Below are 22,622 nucleotides of genomic sequence, written 5' to 3'. Positions count from 1 at the left end.
GGCCGTCCGTCCACCGGACGGACGGCCGGACGCTTCGCTCAGATCACTACCTGTTTGGTGTTCGGCAGGCCGTCCACTATCGACTTCTGCACGTTGATCGTGTCGGCGATGACCTCGTGGGGCGTGTTGGCCATCCACTGCATCACCGAGATGTCCTCGAACCGGGGATGGCGGAACATCTCCAGGAACACCAGTGGCTCGTCGCCGGTGTTCTCGATGTAGTGGCCGTACGCGAAGGGGACGTAACCCACGTCGCCGGCCTGGAAGTCGAACGTCCGGGCAGCGGCCTGGGAGGCGAAGACGCCCATCCGCCCGGTGCCGGAGATGTAGTACTGCCACTCGTCGGTGGTGGGATGCCAGTGCAACTCGCGCATCCCCCCCGGCTCGACCTCCACCAGGGCCGCGGCGGTGGTCACGGATGCGGCGAAGTTGGTCGAGTCGGTGATCCGGACCGTTCCGCCGCGGAATCGCTGCGGGGTCTGCGCGAGCATCCGGTGCTTGAAGCTTCGTGGGATGTCACCGGTCGGGCTGACCACCCGATCCTGTTGCAGGGGCGGTGGGACGTCGCCCTGGAAGATGTACTTCTCCCGCTCGGGCAGGTTCTCCATCTGTTCCAGCGTCCAGCCGAAGTTCTTGGCCAGGACGTGTCGAGGGGTGTGTGCGAAGAAGTCGCTGAGCAGGAACGTGTTGTTCTCCGAGAACGCCCCGTCGTCGAAGACCAGCAGGAACTGCGCGCCGTCCTCCAACGCCTGGATGTTGTGCGGCACGCCCTGCGGAAAGAACCACAGATCGCCGGCCCTCACGTCCTCGATGAAGTTGCGCCCCTCGTGGTCGACGGCGCTGATCCGGCAGCTACCGCTGAGCATGTACGCCCACTCCGACTGCTGGTGCCAGTGGATCTCCCGGTACGCGCCCGGCTCGAGACCGAACTGGACGCCGGACAACTGGCTGGCGATCGGGAGGTCCCGGTTGGTGACCTCGCGGGTCCAGCCGCCCTTCTCCACGCGGGTGTGCGCCTGCGAGAACGAGAACTTGAGGTTGGGCACCAGCCGGCTGTCGGTCGTCGGTGGAACCAGGAGGTCCGGGTTCTGCCGCTCGAGCTCGACGTTGCGGCCCGCGAAGGGCGGGGCGCCCTGGTCGCCGCGCCGCGGCTGAGGATCGCTGTTCGCCATGATCGCTGTCTCCTCACTCGGGTTGGATCGGATGGGGCGCGGAAACGGATCCGCCTCGCAGCCGCAGCCGGGACGAGATCCCCAGCAGGGCACGCACTCCGGGCCAGCCGTACTGGACCGCGATCGCGACCGGAACCGCCGCCGCGGTCGCCATGAGCACCAGGCGGGTCCACGCCGGAGCGTGACCACCCGCCCCGGTGCCGGCGTAGAGGACGAACATCAGCAGTACGGCCCGGAGCCGATACAGACCGGGAAGTTCGGTGAGCTGGGCCATGACTCGATGATCGGCGCCGACCGCCGCCGGTCGCATCACGTGATCGCGCTATTACCGCAGGTCAAATCCCGGACTGCGGGGGCCATTCGGCGCAATCCCGCCGGTTCGTCGATCCGCTCGCCCGTACCTGCCGGCATGGCTAGGCTCGGTCGCAGGACGGCCTTTCGACGCGCCTGGTAACAACCGGGGAGAACGCCATTGTCCGAATCACTCTTCAACGCCGGAACGCTCCCGGCCGACGACATCACCAGCGACGCCGAGCAACGACGGCACCGACTGTTCGCCACGGCGGACCAACTCCGGCTGGCCGGACGCGGGATGGAGGCGCTGCACGTCCTGGCCGCGGAGATCGCCACGAGTCGCAGCGGCGAGCGCCACCGCGCCCACCTGCTCGGGCGCCTGGCGCAGATCGTGGCACTGGAGCAGCCGACCATCGCCCTCGCCGGCCTCCGGGAGGCGTTGAACCTCCGACTGGACGCCCGCAGCCGCGGCACAGTACTCGCCATGGTCGCCACGATCGCGGCCCGCACGGGACATCCGGACACCGATGCCCTGCTGCGCGACGCGGGCACCGCGCACGCCGCGTCGGGTGATCAGGCGTCCGCCCGCCATCTCGCCCTCGGCCGGGCCGCCCGCTCGCTCGCACACGGTGATCTGCCGGGCGCCCAGGCCGTGCTGGCGGCCCTGGACCCGGACTCCTGGGCGGCACGCGCGGACGCCCCGTCCATCCGGGCGGAACGGATCCTCGTGCAGCTCGGCCTGGGCCGGCACCAGGACGCGCGGGCCGCGACCCGCCAGGCGCCCGAGACGACTGACGTCTCATTCGCCGGGCTGACCGCGCTGGACTGCCTTCGCATGGTGGCAGTGGGAGAGCTGCCCGAGGCGGCCGCGCTGGCCGTCACGACGCTCAGCGCCGACTCTGCGAACCTCAGCAGGGAGGTGCGTGCCCTGTTGGTAGCGGTGATCGGCGAGGTCCGCTACCGCCGGGCCGAACACGACGACGCTCGCGCCATCCTCCGCGCCTGCCTCACCGAGGACCGATGGCCCGACCGTACGATGTGGACCGTTGCGTCCTGTGTGGCGGTGCGCGACCCCGCGCTCAGCGCGCCGGCCGGGCTGCTCACCACCGTCGTCGCCGACCTGCACCGGTCGGTCCGGTCACTCCTGCCCGTGCCGCACTTCGGCCCCCGACTGGTACGCGCGGCGGTGGCGGCCGACGACACCCGGGCCGCCCAGCGGGTCACCGAACTGGTCGAGCTGGTCGCCACCCGTACCCCGGTGCCGTTGTGGCTCGCGCTGGCCGACCAGAGCCGAGGGTTGCGCGACGGCGACCCGGACGCGATACGGTCGGCTGTCGACCGGCTGCGCACCACCGCCGCGCGGCCGGCGCTCGCCGACGCGTTGCTCGACCTCGCGAACAGCCCCCGGGTGCGATCCGGGGAGGCGCGCGATGCCGCGCACGAGGCGGCGGCCCTCTACGCCCGGATCGGCGCTCCTGGCGACCAGGCGATCGCGGACCGGCGCTGTGCCGACCTCACCGCCACCCCGCGCCACCGGCCGTCGATGGACGAACCGCCGAGCCGGGGCATCGGCACGCTCACACCCGCCGAGGAGCGGGTGGCCGAGATGCTCGCCACCGGCGCCACGAAGAAGGAGGCGGCCAGGAGCCTTTTCGTCTCCTTCCACACCGTGGACACCCAACTCCGCTCCATATACCACAAGCTGGGCATTCACAATCGGATGCAGTTGGTGCGGGCCTGGGAACGCACCAGACGATAATCAGCCGATGACAGCGCCAGCCGACCTGACCCCGCTCGCCGAAGCCGTGGAGTGCGAATTCATGCACTCCTACGAGTCGCAGGCGCCCGGGCCCGCGTACACCGATCTCGGGATCGCGACCACCCGCATCGGCGGCGGTGTCGCCCTCGCCATGCGCAACGATCCCTCCGGCGGGTACTGGAACAAGGCCCTCGGCTTCGGCACCACCGAGCCGTTCACAGTGCAGACCCTGGGTCGCGTCCTCGACTTCTACCGGGAGCAGGGCGTCGACCAGGCTGTCCTCCAGCTCGTTCCGTCGGTGCTGCCGGCGGGCTTCGACGAGGTCGCTGCCGCGCGTGGGCTCGAGCCGGGAAGCACCTGGATCAAGCTCGCCGCCCGACCCGGCGACGTCGCCGCGGCGCAGACCCGTCTGCGCGTCGCCCCGGTACCGGCCGCCGACGCTCGGCGCTGGGCCGACGTGCTGCTCACCGGGTTCGGCATGCCGACCGGTGGGCTCACCGACATGCTGGCCGCGACCGTCGGCCGGTCGGCGTGGCGACCGTACGCGGCCTGGGACGACGGCGAACTGGTAGCGGGCGGCAACCTGTTCCTGCACGGCGAGGCCGCGTCGCTCAACGCCGCCGCGACGGCTTCCGGTCACCGCGGCCTCGGGGCGCAGTCGGCGCTGATCGCCGCCCGCGCCCGAGCCGCCACCGAGGCGGGATGCCGGTGGCTGTTCGCCGAGACCGGCAAGCCCGCGCCCGGCCAGCAGAACCCCTCGCTGAACAACATGCGCCGGGCCGGGCTGACGCCGCTCTACGAACGCCGCAACTGGGTCTGGCGGGCAACTGCCTGAGGGTCACTTCTCGCTGTCGAGCAGCGCCATCATCGCTGTCGCGTACCGCTGGCCGGAGGCGGCGCCGGCCGGCACGGCACTCTCGATCTCGTCCAACGCGTCCTGGTCGAGCACCAGGTCGACAGCGCCCAGCGACTCGGTCAGCCGGTCCCGCCGCCGCGCCCCGACCAACGGCACGATCTGTTCGCCCTGTGCCGCCACCCAGGCGATCGCCACCTGGCTGGTGGTCGCGCCCAGCCGCTGTGCGACCCGGCCGAGCGCGTCCACCAGGCGCAGGTTGGCGGCCAGGTGCTCGCCCTGGAACCGTGGGCTGTTGGCTCGGAAGTCCGTGCCGGTCAGCGTACGGTCGGCGGACCAGTGGCCGCTGAGCAGACCTCGGGACAGCACCCCGTAGGCGGTCAACCCGATGCCCAGTTCCCGCAGCGCCGGCAGGATGGTGGCCTCCGGGCCCCGGGAGAGCAGCGAGTACTCGATCTGGACGTCGCTGATCGGCGCCACCGCGGCGGCCCTGCGGATGTTGTCCGCGCCCACCTCGGAGAGCCCGATGTGCCGGATGTAGCCGGCCTGCCGCATCTCGAGCAGCGCGCCCACTGTCTCCTCGATCGGCACCTGCGGGTTCAGCCGCGAGGGCCGGTAGATGTCGATGTAATCGGTGCCCAACCGGCGCAGCGAGTACGCCAGCCGGTCCTTCACCGCCGCCGCCGACACGTCGTACGGTGCCGCCTGGAAGCCGCCGTCGGGTGTGCGGCGTGCGCCGAACTTCACGCTGAGCACCACCTCGTCCCGGCGACGTTCCCGCAGCACGCGGCCGATCAGCATCTCGTTGTGACCCGACCCGTAGAAGTCCGCCGTGTCGATCAGGTTCACACCGGCGTCGATCGCCGCGTGCAACGTCGCGACGCTCTCCGCCTCGTCGGCCGGCCCGTACAGGTCGGACATGCCCATCGCGCCGAGCCCGATGATCGACACCTCCGGCCCGGAGGCACCCAACCGTCGCCGTCGTAGACCCGTCATGTCCCTCGTCTCCTTCGGTCGTCGTCGCGGTGCGTCGTAATGCGCGGGCACCGCTGTGTACGCTGTGTCCATATAACCAGCAAGTAGACAGCGTGTCCATATAACCGGGAGGACCAGTGGCCGAGCTCACGCCGGATGCCCAGAAGCCAGTGCGCCGTGGTCGCGGCCGACGCCCCGCCGATCAGGTACGCGCGGAGATCCTCACGGCCGCCGGTGAACTCCTGCTCGCCGAGGGCATGGCCGGCTTCACCATCGAGAAGGTCGCGGCCCACGCCGGAGCCAGCCGGATGACCATCTACAAGTGGTGGCCCTCCAAGGGAGCGCTAGCCCTGGACGGCTACTTCACAGTCGTCGCGCCCACCCTGGCCTTCGCCGACACCGCCGACATCGTCGCCGACCTGACCAACCAGCTCGTCGCCTTCGTGCACCTGGTGCGGGACACCACCGCCGGGCGGGTCATCAGCCAGCTCATCGGGCAGGCGCAGACCGATCCGGAGCTGGCCGCCGCCTACCGCGAGCGCTACTCCGCACCCCGCCGGGCCCTCGCCGTCGAAACCCTCACCCGGGCCATGGCCCGGGGACAGCTACGGCCCGACATCGACAGCGAATCCGTCGTCGACCAACTCTGGGGCGCCTGCTACCACCGGCTCCTCATCGCCGACCTGCCGCTCACCGAGGACTTCGCCCGCACCCTTGTCGACAACCTCATCCGCGGACTGCGCTGACCGACCAGCGGTCAGGCCAACGCACCACGATACGGATCGACAGGGCCCGGGGCGGCCACCCGACCAAACATGAAGATCATGTTCAATCGATGCTAACGTCATCGATCGATGCGCATACGATCGTCAGTCTCGCCCGGCTGGCACCGCAAACTGAGGTGAGGATGCCCCTCCACTTCGACCTGCTCGGCCCGCTGACAGTGTCACGGGACGGCCGGCCGGTCGCCCTCGGGTCGACGAAACAGCAGCTGGTGCTGGCCGCCCTGCTGCTACGCCCGGGTGAGGCGATCTCCGCCAACGAACTGATGACGATGGTGTGGGGCGACCAGCCCCCCGCCTCGGCCGCCGCGAACCTGCGCACCTACCTGCGAGGGCTGCGCCAGGCACTCGACTGCAGCGCGGGCGAGCGCCGCCGGATCCTCACCACACCGGGTGGCTACCTGCTTCGCGTCGAGCCGGACGAGCGGGACGTGGACCGGTTCGACGTGGCGGCGGCGCGCGGACGGGCAGCGCTGGCCGCCGGCGACCCGGCGGCGGCGCAGCCGGAACTGGCGCTCGCGCTCGGCATGTGGCGCGGGCCCGCCTTCGCCGGGCTGCCGCTGCCCCGGCTCCTCACCGGCCGGGTCGCGCGGATCACGGAGCGGCGGCTGCTGACCGAGGAGGACCACGCCGCGGCGCGGCTCGCGCTCGGCGAGGCGGCCCAGGTGATCCCCCGGCTGCGGGCGCTGCTCGACCGTCACCCACTGCGGCAACGGGCCTGGTCCCAACTCATGACCGGTCTCTACCAGATCGGCGACATCGCCGGGGCCCTGGCAGCCTTCCAGCAGGCCAGGCGCGCGCTGGCCGAGGAGACCGGGATGGACCCCGGCCCCGAGCTGACCCGGTTGCACGACGACATCCTGCACCACCGCCTCAGCCAGCAGGCCGCGACGACAGGGCCGGCGGACGACGCGTCGGCCGGCGCGGCACCGGGCCGCCCTCAGCAACTGCCACTGGCCCTACCCGGTTTCGTCGGACGCACCGCCGAACTCGACCTCCTCGACGCGACCCTCGGAGCCCGACCCGATCGACAGGCCTCAGTGGACATCGTCACCATCAGCGGCATGGCCGGCGTGGGCAAGACGACACTCGCGCTGCACTGGGCCCACCGGGCCGCCGACCGCTTTCCCGACGGCCAGCTGTACGTCAACCTCCGAGGCTACGACGACGCGGACGCGGTGTCCCCCGCCGACGCCCTGGTCGACTTCCTCGAGGCGCTCGGCGTACCGGTCGGCCGCATCCCCAGCAGCGTCGACGCTCGGGCCGGGCTGTACCGCAGCCTGCTGGCCTCACGTCGGATGCTCGTCGTCCTCGACAACTCGCGCGACGCCGACCAGGTACGACCGCTGCTGCCCGGCGTGGGTCGGTGCGCGGTCCTGGTGACCAGCCGCGACCAGCTCAGCAGCCTCGCTGTGGCCGAGGGCGCCCGACCGTTGACGCTGGAGGTGCTGACGGCCGCCGAGTCGACGAGGCTGCTCCGCAGCCGGCTGGGTGACGACCGGGTGGCGGCGGAACCGGCGGCGACCAGCGAGGTGATCGAGTCGACAGGTCGCCTCCCGCTCGCCCTGTCCATCGTGGCGGCACGGCTGACCGCCCGGTCCACCTTCCCGATCGACGCCGTCGCGGCCCAACTACGCCCGTCCGAGTCCCGGTTGGAGCAACTGGCCGACGGGGACGTCCGCCGGATCTTCTCCTGGTCGTACCGGGCGCTGAGCACCGAGGCCGCCCGCCTGCTGCGTCTGCTGGGCCTGCACCCGGGCCCCGACCTGACCGGAGACGCCGCCGCCGCGCTGCTCGGCCGCCCCCGGGCGGCCGTCACCCCGCTGCTGAAGGAGCTGACCCGGCTGCACCTGCTGACCGAGCACCTACCCGAGCGGTACGCCCTGCACGACCTGCTCAGGTCGTACGCGGCCGAACTGGCCCAGGCATCCGACCTGGCCGAGGAGCGACAGGCCGCCGCGCGCCGAATGTACGACCACTACCTGCACAGCGCCCACCCCGGCGCGGTGTCACTCCAGCCGACCTGGGCGCCCATCGAGCTGGAACCACGGATGCCGGCGAACGTGCACGTGCCGATGCCCGATCGAGTCGTCGCGGCGGCCTGGTTCCACGCCGAGCACCCCGTCCTGCTGCGGGTACTGCGTCAGGCCGCGGAGACCGGCTTCGAGCGGTACGCCTGTCAGCTCGCCTGGGCCCTGGCCGCGTACCTCGCGCCTCGGGGCATGTTTCAGGAGCAGCTCGCGGCCCAGCAGGCAGCGCTCGCTGCGGCGCAGCGGATCGGCGACGTCCGGGCGCAGGCGCAGGCCAGCCGAATGCTCGCCCGCGCGCTCATGCGGCTCGGCGACCAGCACGCGGCCGAGCACCACGTACAGCGGGCGCTCGAACTGTACGAACAGCTTGAGGACCTGGACAGCCTGGCGCTGATCCTGCGCCAGTACACCGAGCACTGCACCCAGTACGGCCGGCTGGACGAGGCACTCAAGCACAGCGCCGAGGCGCTGCGGGTCTCGCAGCTCATCGGCAACCGGTACGCCGAGGCGCGCGCGCTGAACGTCAAGGGCTACCTGCACGCCCTGACCGGTGACTACCACCAGGCCGTCGTCGACTGCGCCGAGGCGCTGGCCCAACAGGAGGCGATCGACGATCGCGTCGGGCAGGCCGCGACGTTGGACAGTCTGGGCTTCGCGTACCACCGGCTCGGTGACCCGGCCAGGGCGGCGGTCTGTTACGAGCAGTCCGTCCAACGCTTCCAGGAATCGGCCAACCGCTATCACGAAGGGCTGACCCTCGTCCGGCTCGGCGAGGCGCGCGAGGCGATGGCGGACCCTCCGGCCGCCGCAGAAGCATGGCAGCGGGCCATCCGGATCTACGACGACCTGGGCGACCCGGCCGCCGACGTGGTGCGGCAGCTGCTGGCACGCGTCGTACCCGGCCACTCCGGCCCGGTGACCCCGCCCGAGTGAGACGCCCGGCTACAGCGGCCGGGCCGTCTGGAGCTGGTCGCGGATCAGCGCCTCGTAGTAGCGCCCGTGCGCGATCAACTCGTCGTGCGTGCCCTGCTCCACCAGGGAACCCTCCTCCATCACACCGATCAGGTCCGCGTTGAGCACTGTGCTCAACCGGTGCGCGATGACGATCCTGGTGCACGACAGCGCCGAGAGGATGTCGTCCACCCGACGCTCGGTGACCACGTCCAGGTGGCTGGTCGCCTCGTCGAGCAGGAGCAGCGGCGGGTTGTGCACGAGGGCACGGGCGAGGGCCAGCCGTTGTCGTTGACCGCCGGAGAGCCCTCCACCGCCCTCGGTGAGTCGGGTCTCGTACGCCATCGGCATCGCCATGATCTCGTCGTGGATCTGCGCGCGCTCGGCGGCGAGGACGACCTCGTCGTAGCTCGCCGACGGGTGCCCGAGGGAGATGTTGTCGCGGACGGATCCGGCGAACAGGGCGGGCTCCTGGGTGACCATGCCACACCAACGGCGCAGCTCGCGGAAGTCGAGGTCCTGGAGGAGACGGCCGTCGAAGCGGACCTCGCCCTCACTGGGCACGTACAGTCCGATGATCGTCTTGGCGAGCGTCGTCTTACCCGAACCGGTCCGTCCGACCAGCGCCACCTTCGCGCCGGCCGGAATGGAGAGGTCGACCCCGCGTACGGCCCAGGCGGCGTTGGCGCTGTAGCGCATGCCGACTCCGTTCAGCGTCACCTGCCCGGAGATGCGGCCCGGTGGCTGGGACGTGGACCGGTCCTGCTCGGCGGCCTCGTCCATCACGTCCCGGATCCGTTCCAGGTGGGTGCCGACCGTCTGTAGTTGGCGGGCCGTGTTGACCAGGCCCATCAACGGGGTGAGCACGGCCGCGGCGAGGGCGTTGAGGGCCAGCATGGTGCCCAGCGACATCGCGCCGGCGACGACCTGGTGCGCGCCGACCCACAGCAGGAGCAGCGGCGAGCCCATGCGGAACACCCCGAGCGTCGCCTCCAACCCGGTCTCCAGCTGACGGCGGTGCAGCGAGGCGAACTGCCGGGTCTGGAACAGCCCGGACCAGCGGCCGAGGACCTGCTGCTCGGCGCCCATCGCCTTCACCGTCTCGGCGCCGGCCAGCACCTCGACGGCGTAGTTCTGCTCCTCGGCCTGCGCGGCGATGTCCCGGTGCGTGCGTTCCCGCATGGCCCGGTACGTCGCCACGATCGCGCCGAGTTGCAGCAGACCCAGGCCCAGCACCAGCCAGGCGTAGAGCGGCGTGAACGCCAGGAGCATGCCGATGTAGACGACGACGAACAGTCCGTCGAGGACGAGCGACATCGTCTGGCTGGTGACCAGGTCGCGGATGACCGTGTTGCTGGACATCCGCATCAGCAGGTCGCCGCTGCTGCGCAGTTGGAAGTACGAGTACGGCAGGGCGAGCAAATGGTCGAAGAAGCGCCGCATCATGGTGTCGTCCATGCGGGCGTGCAGCACGTTGAGAGCGACACCGCGGGCATAGGTGCCGACGCCCTGGGTGGCCAACAACAGGAGCATGCCGAGGCCGAGGACGGTCAGGGCCTCGACCTGCCCCTTTCCGATCACCGTGTCGACAGCGAACTTGGTGATCAGTGCCGGCAGCAGCACCGCCAGTTGGAGCAGCAGCGAGACGACCAGGACCAGGCCGAGCAGCGGACGGGAAAAGGTCAGCATGCTGCGGGCGAACCGCAGCGAGGCCAGGCGTCCCGGGCTGGGGCGGCGCTCGAACTCCTCACCGGGGCTGAGTTCGATGGCGATGCCGGTGAAGCCCTCGGCGAACTCCTCACGGCTCATCCGCCGCCGGCCCATCCCCGGGTCGACGACGACCGCGCCGCGTCGGTCCCACCGCTCCAGCACCAGATAGTGCCGGAAGTTCCAGTGCACGATCGCGGGGAGCCGCAGCTGCGGCAGTCCGTCGAGGTCGACGCTGACACCTCGGGCCCGCATGCCCGCCCGGCGGGCGAGTTGGGCCATCTGCAACGCCGTGGCGCCGTCGCGGCCGATGCCCAACTGCTCGCGGCACTCGGCGACGGAGGTCCACCGCCGGTAGGAACTGAAGACCATGGCCAGACACGCGGCGCCGCATTCGGTAGCGCTCATCTGGAGCATGATCGGCACCCGGCGGCGCTGTCGCAGCCAGCTCGGCGTCATCGGAGGACCCTCCCCACGCCCGGCACCAACTCCAGCAGTGTGGGGTTGGCGACCACGAGACTGAGCCGGCCGAAGGTCTGCTGCGTCTCGCCGGAGAGCAGGACGATGGTGACCGGCCGGGCCACCTCCGCAGGGATGTTCCAGCGCCGAGCTGCGGCGTCGTCGACGACGACCTCGGCCCGGACGACCCGCAGTGTTGCCCGTCCGCCCTCCTGGACCAGTGTGACCTCCGTGCCCTGCGCCGGCTCGGGGTCGAGGCGTCCGGCGAACATGGAGACCAGATTCGACCCGTCGGCACCGATCGCGGCGCCGTCGACGGTGCGCGGCACCCGCATCACCGCCGCGAAGCCCAGGCCGATCAGCAGCAGCACGGCGAGCGCCACCAGCGGCCGACCGGAGGACCGGATCGGGCTGCGGGCGGGGCCGTCGTGCACGCCACCGCGGTAGCTCGCCAACGCCTGCGGGCGGTACGGCCAGACCTGCTGCTCAGCCACGCGGGTCACCGCCCACCGCCGGGGCCGGAGGCTCGACCAGCAGGATCGACGGGACCCGCTCCGGCAAGGCCAGGCGCAGCAGGTTGTAGCCGATGCCGGCGATGCCACTCATCAGGCCGGGAGTCTCCGCTCCGAGCGGAACCCCACACAGCCAGCCGTCCCGGTCGATGTAGTCCAGGATGCTGGCGGCCACCAGCTCGGCCTGCCGGGCGGCGTCCTCGTCGCCGCGGACCCGTGCGGCGGCCAGCAGGGCCTCGACGTTACCGAGGTCGCCGTGGCAGATGCTGTGGTTACCGGTGCCGGTGATGACCTCGCCGGTCAGGCCGAAGCGCAGCATGCCGGTGCTGGCGTCGGAGAGGTCGCGGTCGAGCAGTTCGTGGTCGTCGACGTAGCCGGCCAGGTCGGCGCGGGCGAGCGCGATGCCGGGCCCGCCGTGGCACCAGGCGACCATGGAGTACCGCTCCGGCGTGGTGTCACGCAGGTCGAGCCAACACATGTGCTCCGGGTCGAAGGCCGAGCGTTCGTAGCGCATCGCTCCCTCGACCAGCGGCAGGTGGTCGCGGTTGCCGAGGGCCCGGTCCAGCCGGGCCAGGGCGACAGCGATGCCGGACCCACCGTGGGAGAAACCCGCCAGCGGCCGACTCGGGTTCACAGCGCCCGCCCAGCCGATCCCGTCTCCGGCCGGCTCGGCCTTGTCCGCCAGGATCCGGGCGAACGTGCGGGCCGCGTCGAGGACCGGCTCCGACGGCCGTGCCGCGTGCAGCGCCAGCAGCGCGAGGATCGCTCCGGCCGCGCCGCTGATCACGTCGTACGCCTCGTCCTGCGGCGCGAGGTGCAGCAGGACGGGCACGATGCGTCCGGCCGCGTCCAACAGGTCGTCGCGCTGCCACAGGGCGCCCAGGTGACTCAACGCGTACAGCGGGCCGCCCAGCTCGTTGAAGGCGCCGACTGTGAAGTTCTCCAGGCTCTCCGTCGGCGTCTCGTCGAGCAGGTCGATCTGACGTACCAGCATGCCCGCCGCGACCTCGGCCGCGCTGCGGAAGCGTTGCTCGCCGCTGACCTCGCCGAGGTAGCCGAGGAACAGCGCGATCCCGGACAGCCCGCTGTAGAGGTCGATCCCGACCGGGCCCAGCTGCCAGATCTTGTCCGCCACCAGGGTGTGCCCGAGCCAGGCGATCGAGTCCTCGCCGGTGTCGGCCGACAGCAGCAGCCGGTCACCGGCAGCGCACGCGGCTGCGATGAACCGGTCCACGTCGGCGGGAACGGTGGCGGCGGTGACCTGGTACTCCGACCACTGCCCCTGACTCTCCACGCCCATCGTCAGCGCCGCGAGCGAGCTGCGCAGGATCCAGGTCTGCTGGGCCAGGTGCGTTTCGGAGAGGGCGTCGATGCGCTGCCGCGACCGCTCCAGGCCGCTGGTGGGCAGCACCCCGGCGACCACCGAGCCGTCTCCGGCGACGAAGTCGTGCGAGGCGGGTGTCGTGCTGAAGAAGGGGATGTCGCCGCGGCTGAGCTGTGCCTGCTCGGCGGTGGCGATCCGGGCCTCGGCGCCGGGCCACTCCTCCTGCAACCACAGGAAGCTGAAGAACCGCTCCCGGTCCAGCGCGTTGCGCAGCAGGTCGGGGTGGCGGCTCTCCTGCAGCAGCTTGCCGTAGGTGCGGGTGGCGCGCAGGATCACGCGTACCTCGTCCCCGGCGAACGCGGCCACCGGCCCGTCCGGTGCCAGCAGCTCGTCGCGGTGGCGGTGCAGCAGCCGGTAGGTCTGCTCGAACCCGGCCATGATGTCCGCGCTGAAGTCGAGGGTGTGGTGTGCCGCGTCGCTCAGGCTGGGCAGGTTCTGCCCGCCGCCCATCTCGATCCGCTTGCGGACCAGGCGCATCTCGTCGGTGCCGGACTCCTCCCAGGTGGCGACCGGGGTGGGCGTGAGCTGCCCGGCGGTGCCGGCCAGACCGCTGAAGTCGACACCGCCGACGCCGTCGTCGTCCTGGTAGATGATGGGCCGGGGCAGGAGCCCGACCTCCAGGACCGACTCCCGCATCGTCCGGAACGACTCCGCCGAAACGCCGATCTGCTGGTCCGTCTGCTCGCCCTGCGGATGGAAGAGGGCCTCCAGGTCGACGAGCATCGGGTGCTCGCCGGCGGCGATGATGTTCTCCAGGTGGAAGTCGACGGCCGCGAGGCTGTGCAGCAACGCCAGGTAGCTGCCCTGCCGGGTGTAGAAGCGGCGCAGCGCGTCGTGATCGGCGCAGGGCCCGGCGGTGACGAACTCCGACCAGCCGTAGTCACCGCGGTCGAGCACCCACATCGTGCGCAGCGACGGTTGCGCGCCGCGTGTGTTGAGCCAGTCCAGCAGTTGCTGGAAGTGCAGCTCGACCTGGAGCCCTCGGGGCTTGTAGACGGCGCGGGCGCCGTTGGCGAAGCGGACGAACCCGACCGAGCGGCCACCGCGGTGGGAGTCACCGGCGCCGAACGACACCTCCGTCACGCTGCCCAGCTCCGCCGGGTCGCCCAGCCGGGCGGTCAGCGCGGTGGCATCGGCGCTGAGGCGCTGGGCGAACTCGATCCGGGCGTCCACCCAGTTGTCGATGAGGATTGTCGCGTCCCGGGCCAGCACCGGGTACTCCATCAGGACGTCGAGCGTGTACTTCGGGTCGCGTAGCCGCCGGGCGAAGTCCTGGAAGCGCTGCTGCGAGGTCTCCCCCTCCAACTGCCCCTGCAACCGCAGGACGTTGAGTTCCAGCACGAGCACCCGGCCGACGAGCAGGTTGATCGCCCCGTAGGGCGGCTCGCAGAGCTGGTCGGCGAGCAGATCGGCGTCCAGGTGTGGTCCCGGCGTACCCGCGCAGGCCGCGTGCACGGCCTCGCGTACCCGGCGGACGCCGTCGTCCACCAGTGGGCGCACCAGTTCGACGAACGCGGCGTGCGGGTGGGGTTCGTGGTGGTGGTCGTGGTCGTGGTCATGGTCGTGCCCGTGGTGGTCAGCGTCAGCGGCCTCGCCCGGCCGGTGGTCGCGCCATGCGCGCTCGATGGTGCGCACGTAGTCCGGGATGTCGGCGAACCTGCTGCGGACCGTCTCCGACGTCTCACCGAGCACAGTGGTCAGTGTGGGCTCGTCGAGGTCGAGGGCGTCGAGCCAGCTCTCGAACAGGTCCGTGTCACCGGCGAAGACCGGTTCGCTCTTCCACCGATCGAGCCGGAGCCGCCCCCGGTCGTCGTCCACCGAGCCGGTCGGCGCCGCGCCGCCGAGCCTCTCCGGCAGGGAGTACGCCAGGTACCAGCAGGGGTTCGAAACGTCCACCGGGTCGTGACCGGGTAGGTGCGACTGCGTCATCGGGGGTGCTCTCTCTCGCGCAGCGGTCGGGTCTCGCGGGGGACGGTGCCCGGACACCGCAGGCGTCCGGGCACCGCCGGTGGAGCAGGTGGATCAGGCGGTGCACAGACCGCAGGTCGACTGCGTCTGGCAGGTGCCACAGGTGGTTCCGCCGCACGTCGCGCCGCAGGAACCGCACGGGGTCTCCCGGGCGGTGAAGCCGCCGCAGCAGCCGAGGGTCCAGAGACCCTCGGTGCGCGCGCCGGCGATGTGCGCGAGAACGTCGTCGCCGAGCTCGACCACGCCGCAGGGGTGCTCCGGCAGCGCCGCCAACTGCTCGGCGGAAAGGCTCGCCCGGTACTCGGGGTCCTTCCAGGCTTGCACGATGTTCATTAAGGGCTCTCCTCAAGGGGTTCGGGATGTGCTGGCGGAAGAACGCGGTTGTCGAGGACGGTCCGTCTTCTCCGCCGAGGTGGACCGATCAGCCGCAGCAGCCGACGGTGAAGGCCGCGCAGGTGCCGTTGCAGAAGGTGCCGTTGAAGGAGAAGCAGCCGGCGGCCCCGGTGACCACGGTGATCGTGGGAGTCGGGGTCCACGTGCCGCCGTCGGCCCCGTCGAGCTCCTGGTCGTTGAGCTCGACGAAGCCGGCCGGGTTCGCCGGCAGGCTGGCACGCTCCTCGTCGCTGAGCGACGCCCGGTAGACCGGGTCCTTCCACGCCCTGATGTAGTCCATCTGAACTCCGATCTATCTGTGGTGAAGTGCGATACGTGGATGGGCCTCCACGGGCGGAACCGTAGGACCGCGCTATGGCAGATCGATGGCATCGCGATGGTCGGTCGGCGGTTCCAGCAGCAGCACCGACGGCACACCCGCCGGGTCGGCCCAGCGCAGGAGCGCGTAGCCGATGCCGGCCAGGCCGCTCATCAGGCCCGGTGTCTCCACTCCGCGGGGCACGCCGCACCGCCACTCGCGGTTCTCGATGTCCGCGACGGCGCTCGCAACGATCGCGGCGGCGCGCTGGGCCGCCCCCTCGTCGCCGAGGGCTCGTGCGGCGGTCAGCGCCGCCTCGGCGTTGCCGAGGTCCCCGTGGCAGATCGAGTGGTTGTGCAGCAGGTTGCCCGGCTCCAGCGTCGCCGTCAGGGCACGCTGCAGGTCGTCGCGCAACAACGCGTCGTCGGTGGCGTAGCCCAGGAGTTCGGCGCGGGCCATCGCGACACCGGCCGCCCCGTGGCACCAGGCGACCATGGAGTCGCCCTGCGGCGTGTCCGGGCGCAGGTCGCGCCAGTTGCCGGTCACCTCGTCGTACACGGTGCGTTCGTAGCGCAGCGCCGCGTCCACAGTGTCGCGATGCTCACGCGTGCCGGCGTACCGGTCCCATCGAGCCAGGGCGGTGGCGATACCGGACGCGCCGTGCGAGAACCCCGCCAGCGGCGCCTCCGCGTAGAGCGTGCCGGACCAGCCGACCCCGTCGCCGACCGGCAGCGCGCCGGTGAGCGTGTGCCGGGCCAGCGTCCGGGCGCCGTCGAGCAGGCTGGGGTCGGCCGTGACCCGGTGCAGCGACAGCAGGGCCAGCAGCCCGCCGGCGCTGCCGTTGATGATGTCGTACTCGCGGGTCTCGGTGGCGTGCGTGACCATCGACGCGGCCAGGCTCACTGCGGTGTCGACCAGGTCGGCGCGGTCCAGGACGGTGGTGAGGTGGCTCAGGGCGTACACCGAGCCGCCCAGGTGGTCGAAGCCGCCGACGCCCGCGGCCCCCGCCGGGCCGGCGAGCCAGCTCTGCGCCTCGCGGAGCATCATCGTGGCGGCCCGGTCGGCGGCCTGCCGATAGACAGTGTCGCCTGTGACATCCGCCAGCCGGGCGAGGAACAGGGCGATGCCGCTGATGCCGTTGTAGAGGTCCATGGCGCTGGGGCCGAGCATCCACACCTTGTCGGCGATCAGGCTCAGGCCCAGCCAGCAGATCCGGTCGTCCTCGGCGAGCGCTGTCGCCAGCAAGCGGTCCCCGATCATCCGCGCCGCGTCGACGAGGCGCTCAGGTGCGACGGTCGCGGGCGCAACAGTCGAGTGCACACCAGTCGCGGGTACGACCGGCGGCGGCAGCACCCTCGCGCCCGTGCGGCTGGTTGCACGCCACCGCGACGGGTCTCCCATGATCAGCGCGGTGAGCGAGGCCTCGATGATCCAGCTCTGCTGGGCCAGGTGGTCCTCGGACATGCCCGCCAGTCGTTCGCGGACCGCGTCCAGGCCGGTCTGGCGCAACGCGCCCGGCAACACCGTGCCGTCGCCACCGGTGAGGTGCGTCGACGACGGTGTGGTCACGAAGATCGGCACGTCGCCGGCGTTGATCTGCGCCAACTCCGCGGCGATGAGGGCGTCGCGGTGCTCGCGGTGCTCGTGCCCCGCCCACAGGTTCTCGAAGTACCGGTCCCGGTCCAACGCGTCACGCAGCAGGTCCGGATGCTGCGCCTCGGCGAGCAGCCGGACGTACGACTCGGTGGCGCGCAGAACCACTCGCACCTCGTCGTGCGCGAACGCGGCCAACGGACCGGACGGCCCCAGCAACTCGTCCCGGTGTCGCAGCAGGATCCGATAGAGCGTGCGGTATCCGTCGCCGATCTCGGGCGCGAACTCCGTCACGTCCAGCGGCTGCTCGCCCAGTGTGGGCAGATTCCCCGAACCGGGCAGCAGGACCCGCCGCCGATCCAGGCGCATCTCGTCGGTGCCGAGCCCGTCCCAGACCGTGACCGGCCGGGCGGTCAACTGCCCACCGGCCCCGGACATCCCGCTCATGTCGAACTGGTTGACCTGGTTGCCCTCGGTCCAGACCACGGGTGCCGGCAGCAGCCCCACAGTGATGACCGACCTGCTCATCAACCCGACCCCGACGCTCTGCAGGTAACCCGCCTGGTCGCCGATCGGCCGCTCCCACTGCCAGTTGTGCAGCATCGCCTCCAGATCGATGAGCATCGGGTGCTCACCGGAGGCGATCACATTTTCCAGATGGAAATCCGTCGCACCGAGGGTCTGCAACAGGGCCAGCAGCGCGCCCTGCCGACGATAGAACCGGCCGAGCGCGTCCCGGTCGGAGCACTGTCCACTCTCGACGAACTCCGTCCACCCGTACACCTCGCGGTCGACGACCCAGAACGTCCGCAGCGCGGGCTGTGCCCCGCGCTCGTTGAGCCAGGCCAGCAGGTGTTGGAAGTGGCAGTCGACCTGTAGGCGCCGGGGCTTGTACATCACCCGCGCGCCGGTCGCGAAGCGGACGACCGCCACCGAGCGACCGCCGCGATGGTTGTCGCCCGCCCCGAAGCTCACCTCGGCCAGATCGCCGAGCGAGTCCGGCCCGCCGCACCGGTCGGCCAGCTCCGCGTAGTCGGCGACGACACGCTCGGCGAACTCGAGCCGGCTGGCCTCCCAGTTGTCGACGATCCGCACCACATCCCTGGCCAGCACCGGATATTCGCGCAGCAGGCGCAGTGCGTGCTGCGGCTGCTCCAACCGGTGGAGGAAGGCGTGGAAGCGCTCGTGCGGGTTGCTCCCGGACAGCTCGCCCTGGATCCGCAGCACGTTGAGCTCCAGCGCCATCGTCCGGGCCACCAACATGTTGACGCTGTCGACCGGCCCCGGACCCAACCGCGTGGTCAGCGCCTCGGCGGACAGGTGCGGGTGGCCGTCGACCAACGCCGTCACCCGCGCGCCCAACCGTTGCAGCGCGGCGGCGATCAGCGGCGCGACGAGCACCGCGAATCCCGCGGCGTCATCGTGTTCCGCCGCGCCGTGGCCGGGCGCCACAGCGGCGGCCGGATGTCGCCGCGCGGCCTCGACCAGCCGACGGGCGTAATCCGGTGCCGTGTCGAACCGGGACCGAACGGTCTCCGGCTGCTCGCCCAGGACCCGGATCAGTCCGGCCTCGTCGAGCCCGTGCTGGGCCAGCCGCTGCGGGATCAGGTCGGGCCGCCTGGCGTGGACCGGCTCGTCCAGCCACATCTTCAGCCGGATCCGGCCGAGATCCTCGTCGACGGGGCCCGTCGGCACCGCGCCGGTCAGCCGCTCCCGTAGGGAGTGACCCAGAAACCATCCGGCGTCCCCCGGCTGCACCGGGGCAAGGCCGTCGTCCATCTGCTCCGCCTCACCGCGCGGCGTCGCCGCGCATCACGTGGTGGTGGCCGCCCGTGTCAGGGCGGGTCCTTCGGGAAAACGGCTCGGCACCCAGGGCGGGCCCAGGTCACCGCGCAACATCGAGGTGTACGCCGCGAGCAGCGCCGGGGTCGGCTCGACGCCCAACTCGGTCGCCAGGCGGGTACGGAAGGCGCCGAACACGTCCATCGCCTCGCTCTGCCTGCCGGTCTGGTACAGGGCGGTCATCAGCATGATCGCCAGCCGTTCCCGCAGGGGGTACTCCGCCTGCAAGGCGACGAGCGCGGGGATCGCCCGGTGGCAGTCGCCCAGCCGCAGGTGCAGCTCCAGCCGGTGTTCCAGGCAGACGATGCGGCGTTCGAGCAGGTGTTGCCGACGGCTCTCCGCGTACGGACCGGTCAGGCCCGCCAACGGCTCACCCGCCCAGCTCTGCTCGGCCTCGGCCAGCAGCGCCGCGGCCCCGGCGAGGTCGCCGGCCGTCTCGGCGGCAGCCGCCCGCTCAACCGCCTCGTCGAAGTCCGCCACGTCGGTGCGGGCCGAACCGAGACGCAGCCGGTAGCCGATCCGGGAGCTGTCGATCGCCGGACCGTCGTGGCCGACGCACGCCGCCTGGAGCGTGCGTCGCAGCCGATAGATGTAGGGCGGGATCAGCTTCGTGCCGGTCGCCGGGGCCTGGCCACCCCAGACTCCCTGCAAGATCGACGCCGGTGTGACAACGCGGTTCGCGTTGAACAGCAGGATCGCGAAGACCGCCTGTTGCCGGACGGGCCCGAGGTCGAGCCACTCTCTGCCGACCTCGGCGTGCAGCGGGCCGAGGGCGAGAAACCGTACCCCCGTCACGGCATCGCACGGCCTCGCACCGCCCGCACCAGGACTCGTCATCGAGGTCTCCTCCCTACCGGCGGCCGGGGAACCGCGCACAGGCGACGAGGCACGGCACGCCACCCGGGTCGGCTCTGAATCCGGCGGTGCCGCTTGGATCGAAGATCATCGCGTCCGGGGGATGGTAGGACGCTCGGCGTACAACTCGCGTACATCGCCCGCACGAACAGCGCGCGGCGGGTAGCCGCGCGCATCCGAAACGGAAACGGTGCCGCCGGTGGGTCGTCAGGTGACTCACCGGCAGCACGTCGATCAGTAGGTCCTACGCGTGGGCGTAGCTCACTCGGGTGGCTTGGCCCCCGACTGCTCGCTGACCATGTACGCCGCGTACCAGTCGGGCCAGTTGTCGTCATGCTCGCCCGTACGTTTCTCGTGCTCGCCGTGCGCGGCGGCCGCGCGCCGAAGCGCGCTCGCCAGGTCGCTCGTGGAGCCGAACGACGTGAGGCCACCCTCGATGCGTCCGGGAAGCCTGGTCGTGATCTCCTGCATCAGCCAGGTGTTGCCGTCCGGGTCGCGCAGCGTGGCGCGCGAGAAGTAGCTCCGCCGCTGCGGGTCCGGCCCGTCGACCGGGCCGTCCGGGCTGACGTGGAAGACGTCGCCGACCTCGACACCGGCGGCGGCGAGGGTGTCATGGGCCGCCTCGATGTCGGACACGATCAGGTACGCCATGGCCGAGCCGGGTGCCGCCGACGTGAGCCCAGGGCCGAACTGTACGGAACACGCGGAGCCGTGCGGAGTCAACTGGACGATGCCGGGCGGGGTCTGGTCGAGCCGCCACCCGAGCCGTTCGTAGAACGCCTTCGCCCTGTCGACATCCGAGACCGGGATGACGATCACCTCGAGCTTGACGTCCAGGCTCTCGATGCGTGACGTCGCACTCGCCTCGCCCTGGGTCACCTTCGGGCTCATCGCCCCTCCCTTTCTGATCATCACGCTGCTGCTTGCGTCAGTGCTCGGCGCCGGCTCCCGGCATCAGCCCGGCGCCATCCTGGTGGCCCTGCGTACCCCCAACAGGGCGACCAAAGCGAGGAGGATGACGGCGACGGAGTACTCGTCGGCGGTCCGCGGCAGACCGCCGGCGTAGACCACGAGGAAGCCTGCGATCACCGTGGGGAGACCGAAGCCGACGTAGCAGACGACGTAGAGCACTGACAGCACGCTGGCGCGTTGGTGTGCCTCGACCAGCGGCATGACCGTCTTGAGGCTGCCCTGGAAGCCGCTGCCGAAGCCGACGCCCCCGAGCGCGAGGCCGACGAAGAACACCGGGATGGACTGCGCCGTGACCGCCACCAACGTGACGATCATGCCCAGGATGAGCGCGACGATCCCGGTCAGGATCACGGTCCGCGCGGCGGTGTTGCGCTGTACCAGCACAGCGACCGACCCGAAGACGGCGAAGACGAAGAGGACCAGACCGCCGACCACGATCGACGTGTTCATGAGGCTGCGGATCAGCGCCGGGCCGAGCGCGCCGAAGAACCCGGCCAGTGCCCAGACCGCGAAGAGCACCGGAATGACGACCAGGACCGGTTGGCGCACCGAGCGGGGCAGCGTGACGTCCGGCCGCAGGCTGCCCCGGGCCCCGGCCGTCGGGGTGACCGTCTCGGGCATCAGCGCGACCCCGACGGCCTGGATCAGCAGGATCACGAGCAGGACGAGGTACACCAGTCGCGTCGGCGCGGGTAGGAACTGGATGAGCAGCGCCGAGAGCAGGGCGCCGCTTCCGGTTCCGATGCCGGGGGCGATCGAGTTCGCGAGCGTGCCCCGGGCTCGGTCGATGTCGAGCATGGCGGCACCCACCGCACCGGTGGCGGCGCCGGCTGCCAGCCCCTGCACGAGGCGGGCGACCAGCAGGGCCGCAACGCCGTTGGCGAAGATGAAGACGACAAGCGCGAGCATCTGCACCACGATCGCGACGGCCAGCACCGGCCGCCGACCGACGTGGTCGGACAACCTGCCGAACGTGAGTAGCGACGCCAGCACCGCGAGGGCGTAGACGGCGAACACCACTGTCGTCGTGACCGGCGAGAAGTGCCAGCGTTCCTGGTACACGCCGTAGAGCGGGGTCGGGGCCGCCGACGCGGCCAGGAACGACACCAGGATCGACGCCAGCAGGATCAGGGAGACCGTCGGTGTGAGTCGGGCCCGCCCCGCGATAGGCATGTCGGTGCTCCTCGGCTGCGTGAAAGGCGGCCAGCCTGGGCGTTCCGCCGGCCCCGGGGGCCACGGCGGCGTACCCGGTTGGCGCCGGCACATGCCAGCTCAGCCCTCGGTGTCCTGGCCGGTCGCCGGGAGGCTCGCCACGCCACGGGCCAGCGCGTCCCGGAAGTCGCGGTACCGGTCGGGGCCGAGCGTGTCGGCGAGTTTCTGCTCGATCAGGTGCACGAAGCCGTCGGAGGCCGCGATGAAGCTCAGACCCCGATCCGTCGGCACGATCAACTTTGCCCGGCGGTCGGCCGGGTCCGGCGTACGCCGGACGTAGCCCAGCCGTTCCAACTCGTCGAGGATCGCGCCCATCGTCTGCTTGTTGCGGCCGGCCAGCCGGGCCAGCTCGCCGGGGCGGGTGCCCTCGGCGTCCAGGTACGCGAGGACCGCGCCGTGGCGCGGCCGGACGTCGTCGAACCCCTGTTCGGCCGAGCGTCGGAAGATCTCCCGCTGGACACGCGCGGAGAGCTGCACGGCCAGGATCCCGAGGTCGGGGTCCTGCTCCTTCAGTGTGCTGCGCTTCATAATTTGGTCCAATCATTGGACGGTACAAGTTTTGGACTATATCGTCGCTGGCGGCGACCGTGGTCCGACCTCGGTCCGCCTGA

The 22,622-nt window shown here is 71.2% G+C and carries 17 protein-coding genes; 4 read left to right on the top strand and 13 right to left on the bottom strand.

The annotated features are described in order from the left end of the window. Positions 1 to 38 precede the first annotated feature (38 nt). Together AB0C20_RS15775 and AB0C20_RS15770 are read right to left on the bottom strand one after the other, a co-directional pair. Positions 39 to 1,172, bottom strand: coding sequence for a cupin domain-containing protein (locus AB0C20_RS15775; protein WP_357177165.1), 1,134 nt, complete (start codon positions 1,170 to 1,172; stop codon positions 39 to 41). Positions 1,173 to 1,185: 13 nt separating this feature from the next. Then, positions 1,186 to 1,446, bottom strand: coding sequence for a hypothetical protein (locus AB0C20_RS15770; RefSeq protein ID WP_357568257.1), 261 nt, complete (start codon positions 1,444 to 1,446; stop codon positions 1,186 to 1,188). Between the two features lie 198 nt (positions 1,447 to 1,644). Here AB0C20_RS15770 and AB0C20_RS15765 point away from each other — a divergent pair, with 198 nt between their 5' ends. Both AB0C20_RS15765 and AB0C20_RS15760 read left to right on the top strand, forming a co-directional pair. Continuing rightward, the gene (locus AB0C20_RS15765; RefSeq protein WP_357568256.1) at positions 1,645 to 3,225 is read left to right on the top strand and encodes a helix-turn-helix transcriptional regulator; all 1,581 of its coding nucleotides are present in this window, start codon (positions 1,645 to 1,647) and stop codon (positions 3,223 to 3,225) included. A 7-nt stretch (positions 3,226 to 3,232) separates the two neighbouring features. Further along, entirely contained in the window at positions 3,233 to 4,060 is an 828-nt protein-coding gene (locus AB0C20_RS15760) for a GNAT family N-acetyltransferase (protein WP_357568255.1), read from the top strand. A gap of 3 nt (positions 4,061 to 4,063) precedes the next feature. Here AB0C20_RS15760 and AB0C20_RS15755 read toward each other — a convergent pair whose 3' ends face one another. Continuing rightward, on the bottom strand, positions 4,064 to 5,074 hold the full coding sequence (locus AB0C20_RS15755; protein WP_357177173.1) for an aldo/keto reductase: 1,011 nt from the start codon (positions 5,072 to 5,074) through the stop codon (positions 4,064 to 4,066). Between the two features lie 116 nt (positions 5,075 to 5,190). Here AB0C20_RS15755 and AB0C20_RS15750 point away from each other — a divergent pair, with 116 nt between their 5' ends. After that, positions 5,191 to 5,799, top strand: coding sequence for a TetR/AcrR family transcriptional regulator (locus AB0C20_RS15750; protein WP_357177175.1), 609 nt, complete (start codon positions 5,191 to 5,193; stop codon positions 5,797 to 5,799). A 161-nt stretch (positions 5,800 to 5,960) separates the two neighbouring features. Next, complete coding sequence (locus AB0C20_RS15745; RefSeq protein ID WP_357568254.1) at positions 5,961 to 8,798, top strand: BTAD domain-containing putative transcriptional regulator; 2,838 nt, start codon at positions 5,961 to 5,963, stop codon at positions 8,796 to 8,798. A 9-nt stretch (positions 8,799 to 8,807) separates the two neighbouring features. Here the strand turns inward: AB0C20_RS15745 and AB0C20_RS15740 are convergent, their stop codons facing one another. From AB0C20_RS15740 to AB0C20_RS15695, 10 genes are all read right to left on the bottom strand, one after another. Next, positions 8,808 to 10,982: a peptidase domain-containing ABC transporter gene (locus AB0C20_RS15740; protein ID WP_357568253.1), complete on the bottom strand. Its 2,175-nt coding sequence runs from the start codon at positions 10,980 to 10,982 to the stop codon at positions 8,808 to 8,810. After that, positions 10,979 to 11,476 (bottom strand): hypothetical protein, encoded by a 498-nt coding sequence (locus AB0C20_RS15735; RefSeq protein WP_357177182.1) that lies wholly within the window; start codon positions 11,474 to 11,476, stop codon positions 10,979 to 10,981. The genes AB0C20_RS15740 and AB0C20_RS15735 overlap by 4 nt, the downstream gene beginning before the upstream one ends. Further along, positions 11,469 to 14,807, bottom strand: coding sequence for a type 2 lanthipeptide synthetase LanM family protein (locus AB0C20_RS15730; protein ID WP_357568252.1), 3,339 nt, complete (start codon positions 14,805 to 14,807; stop codon positions 11,469 to 11,471). The genes AB0C20_RS15735 and AB0C20_RS15730 overlap by 8 nt, the downstream gene beginning before the upstream one ends. A gap of 93 nt (positions 14,808 to 14,900) precedes the next feature. Beyond that, positions 14,901 to 15,179: a mersacidin/lichenicidin family type 2 lantibiotic gene (locus AB0C20_RS15725; protein ID WP_091399738.1), complete on the bottom strand. Its 279-nt coding sequence runs from the start codon at positions 15,177 to 15,179 to the stop codon at positions 14,901 to 14,903. Between the two features lie 88 nt (positions 15,180 to 15,267). Then, on the bottom strand, positions 15,268 to 15,519 hold the full coding sequence (locus AB0C20_RS15720) for a mersacidin/lichenicidin family type 2 lantibiotic (protein ID WP_357177187.1): 252 nt from the start codon (positions 15,517 to 15,519) through the stop codon (positions 15,268 to 15,270). A 72-nt stretch (positions 15,520 to 15,591) separates the two neighbouring features. Beyond that, positions 15,592 to 18,909 (bottom strand): type 2 lanthipeptide synthetase LanM family protein, encoded by a 3,318-nt coding sequence (locus tag AB0C20_RS15715; protein WP_357568251.1) that lies wholly within the window; start codon positions 18,907 to 18,909, stop codon positions 15,592 to 15,594. 33 nt (positions 18,910 to 18,942) lie between these two features. Beyond that, complete coding sequence (locus AB0C20_RS15710) at positions 18,943 to 19,767, bottom strand: AfsR/SARP family transcriptional regulator (RefSeq protein WP_357568250.1); 825 nt, start codon at positions 19,765 to 19,767, stop codon at positions 18,943 to 18,945. Between the two features lie 321 nt (positions 19,768 to 20,088). Continuing rightward, the gene (locus AB0C20_RS15705) at positions 20,089 to 20,718 is read right to left on the bottom strand and encodes a VOC family protein (protein WP_357177193.1); all 630 of its coding nucleotides are present in this window, start codon (positions 20,716 to 20,718) and stop codon (positions 20,089 to 20,091) included. A gap of 63 nt (positions 20,719 to 20,781) precedes the next feature. After that, complete coding sequence (locus AB0C20_RS15700; protein WP_357177195.1) at positions 20,782 to 21,972, bottom strand: MFS transporter; 1,191 nt, start codon at positions 21,970 to 21,972, stop codon at positions 20,782 to 20,784. Between the two features lie 99 nt (positions 21,973 to 22,071). After that, complete coding sequence (locus AB0C20_RS15695) at positions 22,072 to 22,551, bottom strand: MarR family transcriptional regulator (protein WP_357177197.1); 480 nt, start codon at positions 22,549 to 22,551, stop codon at positions 22,072 to 22,074. Between the last annotated feature and the right edge of the window lie 71 nt (positions 22,552 to 22,622).

It is taken from the genome of Micromonospora sp. NPDC048843, assembly GCF_040649965.1.
Taxonomy (GTDB): Bacteria; Actinomycetota; Actinomycetes; order Mycobacteriales; family Micromonosporaceae; genus Micromonospora; species Micromonospora hortensis.
This window is presented reverse-complemented; position numbering and strand designations above follow the sequence as displayed.